Below are 13,686 nucleotides of genomic sequence, written 5' to 3'. Positions count from 1 at the left end.
GGCTCACTTCGGGTTCTCCTCCGTCTTGGAGCTGGCTTGCGCTGGTCCGCGCTCGGAACGGCCCTCGCTGTCGGCCCGGTCCGCCGCGTCGTCCGTCAGGACGCCCGTGGTCGCCTTCGCGGGCACCGTGGCGGCGCCCGAGCGGGTGCCGCTGACGACGGTCGAGGACTCCCCCGACTCGGTGAGGCGTTGGCCGGGCAGCGGGGGTACGGGGTAGCCGCCGGCGAAGGGATCGACCTCGGTGGGCACGATCGTCGCGACGTCGCGCTCCGCCATCGCCCGGTCCCACGCGGAGACCGCGATCCAGGCCAGCAGCATGATGACGAGCAGGATCGGCAGCAGGACGAGGTTGAACGGCCCCACCGACCAGGTGCCGAAGAAGCCCGCCTGCGCCCCCTTTATGAAGGCCGCGGCCAGCACCCAGAACAGGGTCACGGGGATGAGGAACTTCCAGCCGAACTTCATGAACTGGTCGTAGCGGGTGCGCGGCAGGGTGCCCCGCAGCCACACGAAGAACCACATGAACACCCAGAGCTTGCCGGTGAACCAGAGCAGGCCCAGCCAGCCGGCAGAGAGCCGGCCGTCCATGATGTAGTGCAGCCCGAAGGGCGCCTGGTAACCGCCGAGGAACAGCGTGGTGGCCAGCGCGGCGACCGTGAACATGTTGACGTACTCGCCGAGGAAGAACATGCCGAACCGCATGCCCGAATACTCGGTGTGGAACCCGGCGACCAGCTCACCCTCGCCCTCGGCGAGGTCGAAGGGCAGACGGTTGGTCTCGCCGACCATCGTGATGATGTAGACGACGAAGCTGACCACCAGCGGGAACATGTACCAGACCCGGTCCTGGGCGGCGACGATGTCGCTGGTGCGCATCGAGCCCGCGTAGAGGAACACCGCGACCAGCGACAGCCCCATCGCGATCTCGTAGCTGATGACCTGCGCCGAGGAGCGCAGACCGCCGAGGAGCGGGTACGTCGAGCCCGACGACCACCCGGCGAGCAGGACGCCGTACGCGCCGATGCCGGCGACCGCCAGCACGAGCAGGACCGACACGGGGGTCTCGGTGAGCTGCAGCGGGGTGTGGTGGCCGAACACGTAGACCATGCCGCCGAGCGGGATGATCGCGAAGCTGATGAACGCGATGGCGCCGGAGAGGATGGGCGCGATCAGGTACATGAGCCGGTCGGCCTGCCGCGGGATGAACAGTTCCTTCCAGATCAGCTTGAAGGCGTCCGCGATCTCCTGCAGGATGCCCCACGGTCCGAACCGGTTGGGACCGGGCCGCTGCTGCATCCGGCCGATGACCCGGCGCTCGAACCAGATCACGACGACGACCTGCAACATCAGGTAGACGAAGATCAGCACCGCCTTGATCAGCGAGAGCCACCAGGGCGTGTCGCTGAAGTCCGGGAGCTCGATGTTCGCCGGGACCACCGTCGACATCGACAGCGCGCTCGCGCCGCTCATGCCGCACCACCCTTCGTGACCGTGACGACATCGCCGGCGTCGACGCCGAGCGTGGCGCGGACCCGCGACCCTGCGGAGTTGGTCGGCAACCACACGACGTGGTCGACCATCGGCGTGATCTGGGCCGGCAAGGTGATCGACCCGGCGGGCGTGGAGACCGTGACGGCCATCCCGTCGACGATGTCGAGCAGCCCGGCGGTCGCGGCCGACAGGCGCGCGACGGCCAGCGGGGCGGTGCCCGCCAGATAGGGCTCGCCGTCCTGCATGCGGCCGGCGTCGAGGAGCTGGTGCCAGGTGGCGAGGACCGCCTGGCCCGGCGCCAGGCTCGGCACGGGTCGGGAGTCCGCGGTGGGCGTGGCCAGGTGCCGCCCGGACCAGGGCTGCAGCCCGCCGAGCTCGGCGCGGATCTCGTCGACGGAGCGGGCGTTGAGTGAGATGCCCATCTCGGCGGCGAGGAGGTCGAGGACCCGGTGGTCGCCCATCGCGGTCGTCGCCAGCGCCGCGGTGAAGGGCGTCACGCGGCCCTCCCAGTTCAGGAAGGCTCCGGACTTCTCCGCCACCGGTGCGACGGGAAGGACGACATCGGCGGACTCGGTCGCGATGCTGTCGCGGACCTCGAGGCTGACGACGAACGCCCGCTCCAGCGCCTGGGCGACGACGGGCTGGTCTGGCAGGTCGCTGACCTCGACCCCGCCGATCACGAGGCCGGCCAGCTGACCGCCGGCGGCCGCGCGGACGATCGCCGCGGCGTCCCGCCCGCCCGGCGCGGGCAGGTGATCGACGCCCCAGAGCGCCTGCAGGTCGGAGCGCGCCTGCGGCTCCCGGGCCGGGCGCCCACCCGGCAGCAGGTCGGGCAGGCAGCCGGCCTCCAGCGCGCCGCGCTCGCCGGCCCGGCGCGGGATCCACGCGATGCGGGCGCCGTTGGTCTTGGCGAGCATGGCCACGGCCGACAGGGCCCCGGGCACCGTGCCCAACCGCTCCCCCACGAGGAAGATCGTGCCCTCGACGATCGCGGACGCGGGACCCTCGAGCTCGGCCCGCCGCTCGCGTAGCGCGTGCAGCACCTCGGTCTCCGTGCCCGGCGCCGCCTGAATCAGCGCGCCGCCGACCTTCGTCAGACCCCGCGAGGCGTACGGCGCGATGCCGTAGACCGCGGTCTTGTTCTTGCGCCACGCCTTGCGCAGGCGCAGGAACACCATCGGCGACTCCTCCTCGGGCTCGAAGCCCACGAGGAAGACCGCGGCGGCGTTCTCCACGTCGGTGTAGCTGACGCCGCCCGCGTCGCCGAGGCCGGTGCCCGCGACGAGCGCGCCGAGGAACTGGGCCTCCTCGGCCGAGTGCGGCCGGGCGCGGAAGTCGATGTCATTGGTGCCGAGCGCCAGCCGGGCGAACTTGCTGTAGGCATAGGCGTCCTCGGCGGCCAGCCGGCCACCGGTCAGGACGCCCACTCCGCCCTCGGCCTGGGCGCGGGCCAGCCCGTCGGCGGCCGCGGCGAGCGCCTCCGGCCAGCTCGCCGGCCGCAGCTCGCCGTCCTGGCGGACCATCGGCGTGGGGATGCGGTTCGGCTGCGTGGCGTAGGTGAACGCCCAGCGGCCCTTGTCGCAGTTCCACTCCTCGTTGACCTCGGGGTTGTTGATCGCCATCCGGCGCAGCACGGTGCCGCGCCGTTGGTCGACCCGCAGGGCGCAGCCGCTGGCGCAGTGCTCGCAGGCACTCGGCGTGCTGACCAGGTCGAACGGACGCGACCGGAACCGGTACGCCGCGCCGGTGAGCGCACCCACCGGGCAGATCTGCACCGTGTTGCCGGAGAAGTAGCTCTCGAACGGTTCCTCCTGGTAGATGCCGATCTGCTGCATCGCGCCGCGCTCGACCAGGGCGATGAAGGGGTCGCCGGCGATCTGGTCGGAGAAGCGGGTGCAGCGCTGGCACAGGACGCACCGCTCGCGGTCGAGCAGGACCTGGCTGGAGACGTTGACGGGCTTGGCGAACGTGCGCTTCACGTCGTCGAACCGGCTGGTCGGCCGGCCGTGGCTGAGGGCCTGGTTCTGCAGCGGGCACTCGCCGCCCTTATCGCAGACCGGGCAGTCCAGCGGGTGGTTGATGAGGAGGAACTCCAGCACGCCCTTCTGGGCGGTGTCGGCCGCCTCGGAGGTGTGCTGCGTCTCCACGGCCATGCCCTCGGACACCGTCGTGGTGCACGCGGCCTGCGGCTTCGGCATCTTGCGCAGCGACCCGTCCGGGCCCGGCGTGGCGACGTCGACCAGGCACTGCCGGCAGGCGCCGACCGGGTCCAGCAGCGGGTGGTCGCAGAACCGCGGGATCTCCACGCCGAGGCGCTCGGCCGCGCGGATCACCAGCGAGCCCTTGGGAACGGCCACGGGCACGCCGTCGATGGTGAGGGTCACCATCTCGACGGGCGGCGGGAGCTGGGCGTTGCCGCCGTCGTCGACGCTATTGGCGCCCGAGGCCGGACTGTTCTGGACCGTCATCGGGACACGCTCTCCTTCGCGAACAGGACCGACGCCGCCGGCGGGAAGAGTTCGGCGGCGGGCGTGTGGTAGCCCTTCTCGAACTCCTCGCGGAAGTGTTTGATGCCCGACTGCACGGGCGTCGCGGCGGCGTCGCCGAGGGCGCAGAACGACCGGCCGAGGATCTGACCGGCCACGTCGAGCAGCTTGTCGACGTCGCCCTCCTCGCCCTTGCCGTCGACGAGGCGCTGCAGCACCTGCCGCATCCACCAGTTGCCCTCGCGGCACGGGGTGCACTTGCCGCAGGACTCGTGCGCGTAGAACTCGATCCACCGCGACACGGCCCGGACCACCGAGACCGTCTCGTCGAAGACCTGCAGGGCGCGGGTGCCGAGCATCGAGCCCGCGGCGGCCACCGACTCGTAGTCCAGCGGCACGTCGAGGTGTTCCTCGGTGAAGATCGGCGTGCTCGACCCGCCCGGGGTCCAGAACTTCAGGCGCTGCCCGTTGCGGACCCCGCCGGCCATCTCCAGGAGCTCGCGCATCGTCACGCCGTACGGCGCCTCGTACTGCCCCGGCCGCTCGACGTGCCCGGACAGGCTGAACAGGCCGACGCCCTTGGACTTCTCGGTGCCCATGCTGGCGAACCAGTCGGAGCCGTGCAGGAAGATCGGCGCGACCTGCGCGATCGTCTCCACATTGTTGACGACGGTCGGCCGGGCGTAGAGGCCGGCCACCGCCGGGAACGGCGGCTTGAGCCGCGGCTGACCGCGCCGGCCCTCCAGGCTGTCCAGCAGCGCCGTCTCCTCACCACAGATGTAGGCGCCGGCTCCGGCGTGCACCGTGATGTCCAGGTCGAAGCCGGTGCCGAGGATGTCCTTGCCGAGGTAGCCCGCGTTGTAGGCCTCGGCCACGGCGTTCATGAGGCGCCGGTAGACGTGGACGACCTCGCCCCGCAGGTAGATGAAGGCGTGGTTGCAGCGGATCGCGTAGCTCGTGATGATCATGCCCTCGATGAGCAGGTGCGGGGCGTTGAACATCACCGGGACGTCCTTGCAGGTCCCGGGCTCGGACTCGTCGGCATTGACCACGAGGTAGCGCGGGTTGCCGTCGTCCGGCGGCAGGAAGCCCCACTTCATGCCGGTGGGGAAGCCAGCGCCGCCACGACCGCGCAGCCCGGAGTCCTTGGCCTGCTGGACGAGGTCCTTGCGGTCGATGCGGATCGCCTTGCGCAGGGCCTGGTAGCCGTCGAACCGCTCGTACGTCGCGAGGGTGTAGGACTGCGGCTCGTCCCAGAACCGCGACAGGATCGGCGTGAGCTGCGTCATCACTGCGCCTTTCCGTCGGCCGCCGGGGCAGTGCCGGTGCCGGGCTTGTCGGCCGGGGCGTTGGACGGGGTGTCCTGGCTGCCGACGGTCTTCTCCGGCGTGCTCGCCGGGGTGGCGGCCGCCTGCGTGCTCGTGCTGATCCGGGGTGCGCCGCTGCTGGCCTCGGCCGCGGGGGCAGACCAACCGCGCTCCTTGGCGTACTTGAGCCCCACCAGGGTGGCCACCCCGGCCGTGTCGCCCTCGGTGGCCCGCCCATCGGGGAACCCCGCGAGGACCCGGCTGACCTCCTTGAACGTGGCTACGGTGGCGGCGCCGCGAGTCGGCGCGACGGCCTGGTCCGCGCGCAGCGCGTCCACCAGCGCGATCGTCGACTCCGGGGACTGGTTGTCGAAGAACTCCCAGTTCGCCATCACGACTGGCGCGTAGTCGCAGCCGGCGTTGCACTCCACGCGCTCGAGCGTGATCTTGCCGTCGGGCGTGGTCTCGTCGTGCCCGATGCCGAGGTGGGCGCTGACCGCGTCCCAGATGGCGTCGCCGCCCATGATCGCGCACAGCGTGTTGGTGCAGACGCCGACGGTGTACGAGCCGTTGGGGTGCCGCTTGTACTGGGTGTAGAACGTCGCGACGCCGCTGACCTCGGCGGGGGTGAGGCCCGTCGTCTCGGCGCAGAACTCGATGCCGCGGGTGCTCACGTAGCCGTCGATGCTCTGCACCAGGTGCAGCAGCGGGAGCAGGGCCGAGCGTTTGTCGGGGTAACGCCCGACGACCTGGGCCGCGTCGATCCGCAGGGCGGCCAGCACGTCCTCGGCGTACGGTTCGGACGCGACATTCGGCTGGCTGCCGTAGTTCGGCTGGTGACCGTGTGCCATCAGCGGTCCACACCTCCCAGGACGGGGTCGATCGAGGCCACCGCGACGACCGTGTCGGCGACCGCGCCGCCCTCGACCATGGCCGCGACGGACTGCAGGTTGTTGAAGGCCGGGTCGCGGAAGTGCGCCCGGTAGGGCCGGGTGCCGCCGTCGCTGACGAGGTGGCAGCCGAGTTCGCCCTTCGGGGACTCGACCGCGACGTACGCCTGACCCGGCGGGACCCGGAAGCCCTCGGTGACGATCTTGAAGTGGTGGATCAGGGCCTCCATCGAGGTGCCCATGATCTCCTTGATGTGCTCCAGGCTGTTCCCCTGGCCGTCGGCGCCCACGGACAGCTGCGCCGGCCAGGCGATCTTCTTGTCCGCGACCATGACCGGCTGCCCCTCGCACTTCTCGAGGCGCTCGATCACCTGGTCGATGATCTTCAGGGACTCCCAGATCTCCAGGAAGCGGACCCGCAGGCGGCCGTAGGCGTCCGCGGAGTCCCAGGTGGGGACCTCGAAGTCGTAGGTCTCGTAGCCGCAGTAGGGCGCGTTCTTGCGCAGGTCGTAGGGCATCCCCGCGGCCTTGAGGATCGGCCCGGTCACGCCGAGGGCCATGCACCCGGTGAGGTCGAGGTAGCCGACGTCCATCAGCCGGCCCTTGAGGATCGGGTTCTCGAGGCAGAGGTCCTCGAGCTCCCGGACGCCCTGGCGCAGCAGCGGCCACTGGTCGTCGATGATCGCCTTCCAGTTGCTCGGCAGGTCGTTGCTGACCCCGCCGGGGCGGATGTAGCCGTTGTTCATCCGCAGGCCGGTGGTGGCCTCGATCAGCCGGAAGAGCCGCTCCCGCTCGCGGAAACCGATCGTCATGACGGTGGTGGCGCCCAGCTCCATGCCGCCGGTGCCGAGGCACACGAGGTGGCTGGAGATCCGGGTGCACTCCATCATCAGGACGCGGATCAGCGTCGCCCGCTCGGGGATCTGGTCCTCGATGCCGAGGAGCCGCTCGATGGCCAGGCAGTACGCCGTCTCCTGGAACATCGGCGTCAGGTAGTCCATCCGGGTGCACAGCGTCACGCCCTGGGTGAACGTGCGGTATTCCATCGTCTTCTCGATGCCGGTGTGCAGGTAGCCGATGCCGACCCGCGCCTCGGTGACGGTCTCGCCGTCGAGCTCCAGGATGAGCCGAAGCACCCCGTGCGTCGACGGGTGCTGCGGGCCCATGTTGACGACGATGCGCTCGTCGGAGTGCTCGATCGCCTCCGCCGCCAGCGCGTCCCAGTCGCCGCCCTCGGCCTGCAGGTAGTGGTCGCGGGGGCTCTCGTCGGTGCCCGCACCGGCGGTCGCGTGGACCTTCTCGCTCGCCGTAGCCATCAGTTATACGACCTCCGCTGGTCGGGGGCGGGCACGGTGGCGCCCTTGAACTCCACGGGGATACCGCCGAGGGGGTAGTCCTTGCGTTGCGGGTGGCCCGGCCAGTCGTCCGGCATGAGGATCCGGGTCAGGGCCGGGTGCCCGTCGAAGATGATCCCGAAGAAGTCCCAGGTCTCCCGCTCGTGCCAGGTGTTGCTGGGGTAGGTCTCGACGATGCTCGGGATGTGCGGGTCGGCGTCGGGGCAGGTCACCTCGACCCGGATGCGCCGGCTGCCGTGCGTGATCGAGAGGAAGTGGTAGACGGCGTGCAGCTCGCGCCCGTGGTCGGCCGGGTAGTGCACGCCGGAGACGCCCGAGCAGATCTCGAACCGCAGGGTGGGCTCGTCGCGCAGGGCCCGCGCCACCGCGGGCAGCGCCTCCCGGGCGACGAAGATCGTCATCTCGCCGCGGTCGACGACCACCTTCTCGACGGCCTTCTCGTACGACGTGTCGCCTGCCGAATCCCCGCGCGACAGCGCCTTGCCCAGCTCGTCGGCGACCGCGTCGAAGTAGCCCCCGTACGGGCGCTCGGCCGCGCCCGGGAACAGGATCGGCGCGACCAGGCCGCCGTACCCGGTGGTGTCCGACCCCTTCGTGGCGCCGAACATGCCACGGCGCTCGCCGCGGACCTCGGGGGTCGTCGCCTGCGTGGGCAGGTTGCTGCCGCCGGTCTCCTGCGCGGCGCCGGCGGTGCCCTTCACGCTCTCCGTCATGCCAGCAGGCCCTTCTGGTCGATCAGCGGCGTCGCGGACAGCGCCGCCTCCTCGGCGGCGCGGGTCCACTCCTTGCGCTTGCCCGGGGTGTAGGGGGTGTTCATCATCTGGTGGTGCAGCGTGATGAGGGCATTGAGCAGCATCTCGGGGCGGGGCGGACAGCCCGGCAGGTAGACGTCCACCGGCACGATGTGGTCGACGCCCTGCACGATCGCGTAGTTGTTGAACATCCCGCCGGAGCTGGCGCAGACGCCCATCGAGATGACCCACTTGGGCTCGGTCATCTGGTCGTAGACCTGGCGGACGACCGGGGCGAACTTCTGGCTCACCCGGCCGGCCACGATCATGCAGTCGGCCTGGCGGGGGGTCGCGGCGAACCGCTCGGAGCCGAACCGCGCGATGTCGTAGTCCGGGGTGCCCGAGGCCATCATCTCGATGGCGCAGCAGGCCAGACCGAACGTCGCGGGCCAGATCGACGTCTTGAGCAGGAAGCCGATGGCCTCGCTGATTTTCGTCGTGTAGACCCCTGAGGGGTACTTCTCGACATCGACCATGTCAGTCCCACTCCAATCCGCCGCGACGCCACACGTAGGCGTAGGCGATGAACACCGTCAGCACGAAGAGCACCATCTCGACCAGCGCGAACAGCCCGAGGCGGTCGAATCCGACCGCGAACGGGAAGAGGAAGATCGACTCGACGTCGAAGATGATGAAGAGCATCGCGGTCGTGTAGTACTTCACCGGGATGCGCCCGCCCGCGTCCGCCTGGGGCGAGGGTTGAATGCCGCACTCGTAGGCGTCCAGCTTCACCTTGTTGTAGCGCCGGGGCCCGACGAACTCGAAGGCCAGGACCGACGCGGCGGCGAACCCGATGCCACAGGCGAAGAAGAACAGGATCGGCAGATAGGGGCTGGTCATCACGACGCGCTCCCCTTTCGGTGGCTGGTGCTGCGGTGCTGAGTCAGGTTCGTCCGGTGGTGCGTCTCGCGGCGGTCTGTCGCGAGGCGGTCGGCCTGTGGCGCAGGCGCTCCGGGGGCGCGACCCGTCGTCATCCTAATGAATCCCATCGCTGGTTAGGCCGAAGGAGCCAGCCGGGACAACGCGGCGATGAACCGGTCGTCGAGCCGCCCGCCCCGGGGCTCGGCCAGGTTGGCCATGGTCTTGAGGAGCACGCGCATCAGGGGGGTGATCGGCAGTCCGTACTTCACGCACAGCCGCATCACCTCCGGCTTGCCGATCAGCGCCGCGAACCCGCGACCCAGCGTGTAATAGCCGCCGAGGTGGTCCTTCATCACGGTGTGGTACGACGCGAGCACGCGCTCCCGGCCCGCGTCGTCGGCGCGCGCCCGGGCCTGCACGATGATCTCGGCGGCGGTCCGGCCCGCCTCCAGCGCGTAGTCGATGCCCTCGCCGTTGAACGGGTTCACCATGCCGCCGGCGTCCCCGACCAGCAGCAGCCCGTCGGCGTACAGCGGCTGGCGGTTGAACGCCATGGGGAGCGCCGCGCCGCGGATGGGCGCGGTCATGGTCTCGGGACGCAGCGTCCAGTCGGCCGGCAGCGTCGCGACCCAGCGGCGCATGACGTCGCGGTAGTCGACCTGCCCGAAGGCCGGCGAGGTGTCGAGCATGCCCAGGCCCACGTTCGCCGTACCGTCGCCGCAGGCGAACAGCCAGCCGTAGCCCGGCAGCAGGATCTTCTTCGTGGCCGGGTCGCTCGGGTCGTCCTGCGGGTTCTCGGGGACCCACAGCTCCAGCCAGGACTCCATGTAGTCGTCGTCGCTGCGCACCGGCGATTCGTAGTAGGTGCGGACGGCGACGCCCATCGGCCGGTCGGCGCGCTTCTCGCGGCCCACGGCCGTGGCCAGCCGGGAGGACACCCCGTCGGCCGCCACCACCACGGGGGCGGTGTAGGTCGCGGTCTCGCCGGTGGCCTTGCCGTCCGGGCCCATCAGCTTGGCCGTCACGCCCGTGACGCGGCCGGGGCGGGCGCCCCCCTCCGCGCGGATCGCGCCGGTGACGTTGACGCCCTCGAGTAGGCGAGCGCCCTTGGCTGCGCCGTACCGCGCGAGGATCTCGTCGAGCTCGGCGCGCTTGCGGACCATGCCGTACGGCGGGAAGTGCGCGGTCTGCGGCCAGTCGAGCTGGAAGCGGTGACCGCCGCCGACGATGCGCAGGCCCTTGTTGCGGATCCAGCCGTCCTCTTCGCGGGTCGGTACGCCGAGCTGGGCGAGCTCGCGGACCGCGCGCGGGGTCAGTCCGTCGCCGCAGATCTTGTCGCGGGGGAACCGGGCCTTCTCCAACAGCAGGACGTCGAGGCCGGCCATCGCCAGGTACGCCGCCGTGGCCGAGCCCCCGGGACCGGCTCCGACCACGATGACGTCGGCGGACTCCCGGGTCGGTGGAGCCCCGGCAGCGGGACCCTCCTGAGCTGACGCGGGCTGAGACACGGCGTCCTTCCGTGGTGCTTGGGTGCTTGCTTGTGGCGAGCGGCGTGTGCGGCGGCCCTGGTGTGGACCGGCGACGCAAACGCCTCGACCCTACCGGACGTCGGGGGCGGTCCCGGCGCTACGCCCGCCGCGCGCGGTGCAGGGCCACGATGCCGCCGGCGAGGTTGCGCCACTGCACGTCGGACCAGCCCGCGGCGCGGATCGCGGCGGCCAGCTCGCGCTGGTCGGGCCACGCCTGGATCGACTCGGCGAGATAGACGTAGGAGTCCGGGTTGGAGCTGAACCGGCGGGCCATCGCCGGGATGGCGGCCATGAGGTATTCGACGTACGCGCGCCGGAAGGTGGGGTTCACCGGGCGCGAGAACTCGTTGACGACCAGCCGCCCGCCGGGGCGGGTGACCCGCGCGAACTCCGCGAGCGCCGCCGGGTAGTCGCGGACGTTGCGCAGCCCGTAGGACATCGTCACGGCGTCGAACGAGTCGTCGGCGAACGGAAGCCGGGTCGCGTCCGCCGCGACGAACGCGAGCTGCGGGTTCTTGCGGCTGCCGGCCCGGAGCATGCCCAGGGAGAAGTCCGCCGAGACCACCTGGACCCCCGCACGGTGGAAGGTCAGCGAAGAGACGCCGGTGCCGGCCGCGATGTCGAGGACGCGCTGCCCGGGCCGGGCGTCGACCGCCGCGACCATCGCCGCCCGCCAGCGCCGGTCGATGCCCGCGGTCATCAGCGTGTTCATCAGGTCGTACTTCGTCGCCACGTCGTCGAACATCGAGGCGACGTCGCGAGGCTGCTTGTCGAGGCCGGCACGGATCACGTCGGTCATCCTCGCAGACGGGGCCGCGCGGGCGCGGGTCGCGCCGGGGTGAGGGCGCGGGCCGCGCCGGGGTCCGGCGGTGCGGGGCGGTGCCGGTGCTCGGTGCGCCGCGCCGCCCGCTACGCCGTACGCTGGAGGCCGACATGCACGACATCACCATCCTCGGCCCCACCCCCGCGACCAGCGGGATCGTCCCGGATTCGGCGACGATCCCGCGCCTTTCCGTTCGCACCCGCGCCCTGGCCGCCGCTCCCGACCTGCTCTCGCTCCTGCCGACGACCGGTCCCGGCGATGCCGCCGCGTGGGTACGCCGTGGCGACGGGCGGATCGGCTGGGGCTGTGCGGCGCAGATCCGCACCGAGGGCCCGGACCGGTTCGCCGAGGCGGAGGCGTGGTGGCGGGCGGTCGTGGCCGCCGCGGGCGCGGCGGTCGAGGGGCTGGTCGCGTTCGGCTCGTTCGCGTTCTCCCCCCACTCCCCCGCCGGCGGGGTGCTGCGCGTGCCCGAGATCGTGGTGAGCCGCTGCGCGGGCCGGGCTTGCGTGACCACCATCGTCGACGCGGACGCGGTGGCCGGCCCCGGCGGCAGCGGCGAGACAGTGACGCTGGACGCGGTGACCCGCGCGCACGACGCGCTGTGGGCCCAGGCCGGCGGCGGTGAGTCCGAGCTCCGCTCGCCCGGGGAGGTCGCCTTCTCCGACGGCGCCCGGTCGGGCCCGGCGTGGCAGTCCGCGGTGGCGGACGCGGTCGCGCGGATCGGCGCCGGCGAGCTGGACAAGGTGGTGCTGGCCCGGGACCTGTACGCCGAGGCGGCCGACGTCGTCGACCCGCGGTGGCTGCTGCGGCGGCTGGCGGCGGAGTACGAGAACACGTGGGTCTTCGCCGTGGACGGGCTGGTGGGCGCGACGCCGGAGATGCTCTGCCGCCTGGAACGCGGGCTGGTCACGTCGCGCGTGCTGGCCGGCACCATCCGCCGCACCGGCGACGACGAGCGCGACCTGGCCCTCGCCGGCTCCCTGGCGCGCAGCAGCAAGGACTTGGAGGAACACGAGTACGCCGTGCGGTCGGTGGCCGACGCGCTGGCGCCGCACTGCACGTCGATGAACCTGCCCGAGGCGCCGTTCGTGCTGCACCTGCCCAACGTGATGCACCTGGCCACGGACGTGACCGGCCGGCTCACGAACGGCGCGACCTCGATCACGCTGGCGGCGGCGCTGCACCCGTCGGCCGCCGTGTGCGGCACGCCACGCGACGTGGCCGCCCGGGTCATCGACGAGCTGGAGGGGATGGATCGACGGCGGTACGCGGGCCCGGTGGGCTGGGTCGACGCGTCCGGCGACGGCGAGTGGGGTATCGCGCTGCGCTGCGGCGAACTGGACGCCGACGACCCACGCCGGGTGCGGCTGTTCGCGGGCTGCGGGATCGTGGCCGGCTCCGACCCGGCGGCCGAGCTGGCCGAATCCGCCGCGAAGCTTGTGCCGATGCGGTCCGCGCTGGCCGCGGGCCCGCTCGCCGGCCCGAGCGACGACTGAACCGCTACCACATCGAGAACCGCGGGCGACAAAACCCCAGGTGGCGGTCTCGCAGGCGGGCGTGGGGCGGGCGATTTGGTAGAGGTTCGGTCGCTGCGCACCGTCAGCAGCCGTGCGGCTGCCCGCTACGCGCCAGACGCCATCGTTGGCGACGGGCCGGGTCGTGGTTTTTGACGCAGCTCGTCACCGCGAAGCGGGGCTGGGCGCCGCGTCGCGCTCGGATGGTTCCGAGCCGAGGTCGAGGACCATCGCCTGACGCGGCCAGCGCAGCAGCCCGTGGCGCTCCTCGTTCCGGCGCAGGGCTGCCAATTCGGGCCCGGCGAGCGCGTCGGGCAGCACCCGCCAGCCGAGCCGGGCGTAGTACGGGCCGTTGAACGGAACATCCCGGAACGTCCGCAGCGTCATCTGCTGGTGTCCGTGGGCCCGAGTCCACGCCGCGGCGGCCCCGAGCAGACCGGCACCCACACCCCGACGCTGGTGCCCCGGGGCGACGCTGAGCTGCTCCAGGTGCGGCGTACCGTCCACGATCTCGACCCGGGCGAAGCCCACCGGCGCATCCTCGGCGTCGACGGCCACCCAGACCCGACCGGCGGCGGCAGCCTCGGCGTACGCACCCGCCGGCGACGGGGCCGCGTCCGCGACCACGTCCATCGCCAA

General features: G+C 71.7%; 12 protein-coding genes. 1 reads left to right on the top strand and 11 read right to left on the bottom strand.

The features are described 5' to 3' along the window. Positions 1-3 precede the first annotated feature (3 nt). The 10 genes from nuoH to IPK37_12915 form a co-directional block, all read right to left on the bottom strand. On the bottom strand, positions 4-1,470 hold the full coding sequence (gene nuoH / locus IPK37_12960; protein ID QQR99875.1) for an NADH-quinone oxidoreductase subunit NuoH: 1,467 nt from the start codon (positions 1,468-1,470) through the stop codon (positions 4-6). After that, positions 1,467-3,959 (bottom strand): NADH-quinone oxidoreductase subunit G, encoded by a 2,493-nt coding sequence (locus IPK37_12955; protein ID QQR99874.1) that lies wholly within the window; start codon positions 3,957-3,959, stop codon positions 1,467-1,469. The genes nuoH and IPK37_12955 overlap by 4 nt, the downstream gene beginning before the upstream one ends. Continuing rightward, positions 3,956-5,266 carry an NADH-quinone oxidoreductase subunit NuoF gene (gene nuoF / locus IPK37_12950; GenBank protein QQR99873.1) on the bottom strand — a complete coding sequence of 437 codons (1,311 nt, stop codon included), beginning with the start codon at positions 5,264-5,266 and terminating at the stop codon, positions 3,956-3,958. The genes IPK37_12955 and nuoF overlap by 4 nt, the downstream gene beginning before the upstream one ends. Beyond that, positions 5,266-6,135: an NADH-quinone oxidoreductase subunit NuoE gene (nuoE, locus tag IPK37_12945; protein ID QQR99872.1), complete on the bottom strand. Its 870-nt coding sequence runs from the start codon at positions 6,133-6,135 to the stop codon at positions 5,266-5,268. The genes nuoF and nuoE overlap by 1 nt, the downstream gene beginning before the upstream one ends. After that, positions 6,135-7,490, bottom strand: a complete 1,356-nt coding sequence (locus IPK37_12940; GenBank protein ID QQR99871.1) for an NADH-quinone oxidoreductase subunit D — start codon at positions 7,488-7,490, stop codon at positions 6,135-6,137. The genes nuoE and IPK37_12940 overlap by 1 nt, the downstream gene beginning before the upstream one ends. Continuing rightward, a complete protein-coding gene (locus IPK37_12935) occupies positions 7,490-8,242 on the bottom strand; it encodes an NADH-quinone oxidoreductase subunit C (GenBank protein QQR99870.1) in 753 nt (250 codons plus the stop codon). Before IPK37_12935 ends, IPK37_12940 begins: the two co-directional genes overlap by 1 nt. Next, entirely contained in the window at positions 8,239-8,796 is a 558-nt protein-coding gene (locus IPK37_12930) for an NADH-quinone oxidoreductase subunit B (GenBank protein QQR99869.1), read from the bottom strand. Before IPK37_12930 ends, IPK37_12935 begins: the two co-directional genes overlap by 4 nt. 1 nt (position 8,797) lies before the next feature. After that, positions 8,798-9,160 (bottom strand): NADH-quinone oxidoreductase subunit A, encoded by a 363-nt coding sequence (locus tag IPK37_12925; GenBank protein QQS02859.1) that lies wholly within the window; start codon positions 9,158-9,160, stop codon positions 8,798-8,800. A gap of 155 nt (positions 9,161-9,315) precedes the next feature. Next, entirely contained in the window at positions 9,316-10,689 is a 1,374-nt protein-coding gene (locus IPK37_12920) for a geranylgeranyl reductase family protein (protein QQR99868.1), read from the bottom strand. 118 nt (positions 10,690-10,807) lie between these two features. After that, a complete protein-coding gene (locus tag IPK37_12915; GenBank protein QQR99867.1) occupies positions 10,808-11,500 on the bottom strand; it encodes a demethylmenaquinone methyltransferase in 693 nt (230 codons plus the stop codon). 143 nt (positions 11,501-11,643) lie between these two features. On the opposite strand from IPK37_12915, the gene IPK37_12910 reads away from it, so the two are divergent. Continuing rightward, a complete protein-coding gene (locus IPK37_12910; protein ID QQR99866.1) occupies positions 11,644-13,029 on the top strand; it encodes a chorismate-binding protein in 1,386 nt (461 codons plus the stop codon). 183 nt (positions 13,030-13,212) lie between these two features. On the opposite strand, the gene IPK37_12905 is transcribed toward IPK37_12910, so the two are convergent. Further along, entirely contained in the window at positions 13,213-13,680 is a 468-nt protein-coding gene (locus tag IPK37_12905) for a GNAT family N-acetyltransferase (protein QQS02858.1), read from the bottom strand. Positions 13,681-13,686 lie beyond the last annotated feature (6 nt).

It is taken from the genome of Austwickia sp. (assembly GCA_016699675.1).
Classification (GTDB): Bacteria; Actinomycetota; Actinomycetes; order Actinomycetales; family Dermatophilaceae; genus Austwickia.
This window is presented reverse-complemented; position numbering and strand designations above follow the sequence as displayed.

Bases quoted from the DNA above. Each gene is read 5' to 3' on its own strand.
- nuoH (QQR99875.1), bottom strand. From the start codon at position 1,470: ATGAGCGGCGCGAGCGCGCTGTCGATGTCGACGGTGGTCCCGGCGAAC.
- IPK37_12955 (QQR99874.1), bottom strand. From the start codon at position 3,959: ATGACGGTCCAGAACAGTCCGGCCTCGGGCGCCAATAGCGTCGACGAC.
- nuoF (QQR99873.1), bottom strand. From the start codon at position 5,266: ATGACGCAGCTCACGCCGATCCTGTCGCGGTTCTGGGACGAGCCGCAG.
- nuoE (QQR99872.1), bottom strand. From the start codon at position 6,135: ATGGCACACGGTCACCAGCCGAACTACGGCAGCCAGCCGAATGTCGCG.
- IPK37_12940 (QQR99871.1), bottom strand. From the start codon at position 7,490: ATGGCTACGGCGAGCGAGAAGGTCCACGCGACCGCCGGTGCGGGCACC.
- IPK37_12935 (QQR99870.1), bottom strand. From the start codon at position 8,242: ATGACGGAGAGCGTGAAGGGCACCGCCGGCGCCGCGCAGGAGACCGGC.
- IPK37_12930 (QQR99869.1), bottom strand. From the start codon at position 8,796: ATGGTCGATGTCGAGAAGTACCCCTCAGGGGTCTACACGACGAAAATC.
- IPK37_12925 (QQS02859.1), bottom strand. From the start codon at position 9,160: ATGACCAGCCCCTATCTGCCGATCCTGTTCTTCTTCGCCTGTGGCATC.
- IPK37_12910 (QQR99866.1), top strand. From the start codon at position 11,644: ATGCACGACATCACCATCCTCGGCCCCACCCCCGCGACCAGCGGGATC.
- IPK37_12905 (QQS02858.1), bottom strand. From the start codon at position 13,680: ATGGACGTGGTCGCGGACGCGGCCCCGTCGCCGGCGGGTGCGTACGCC.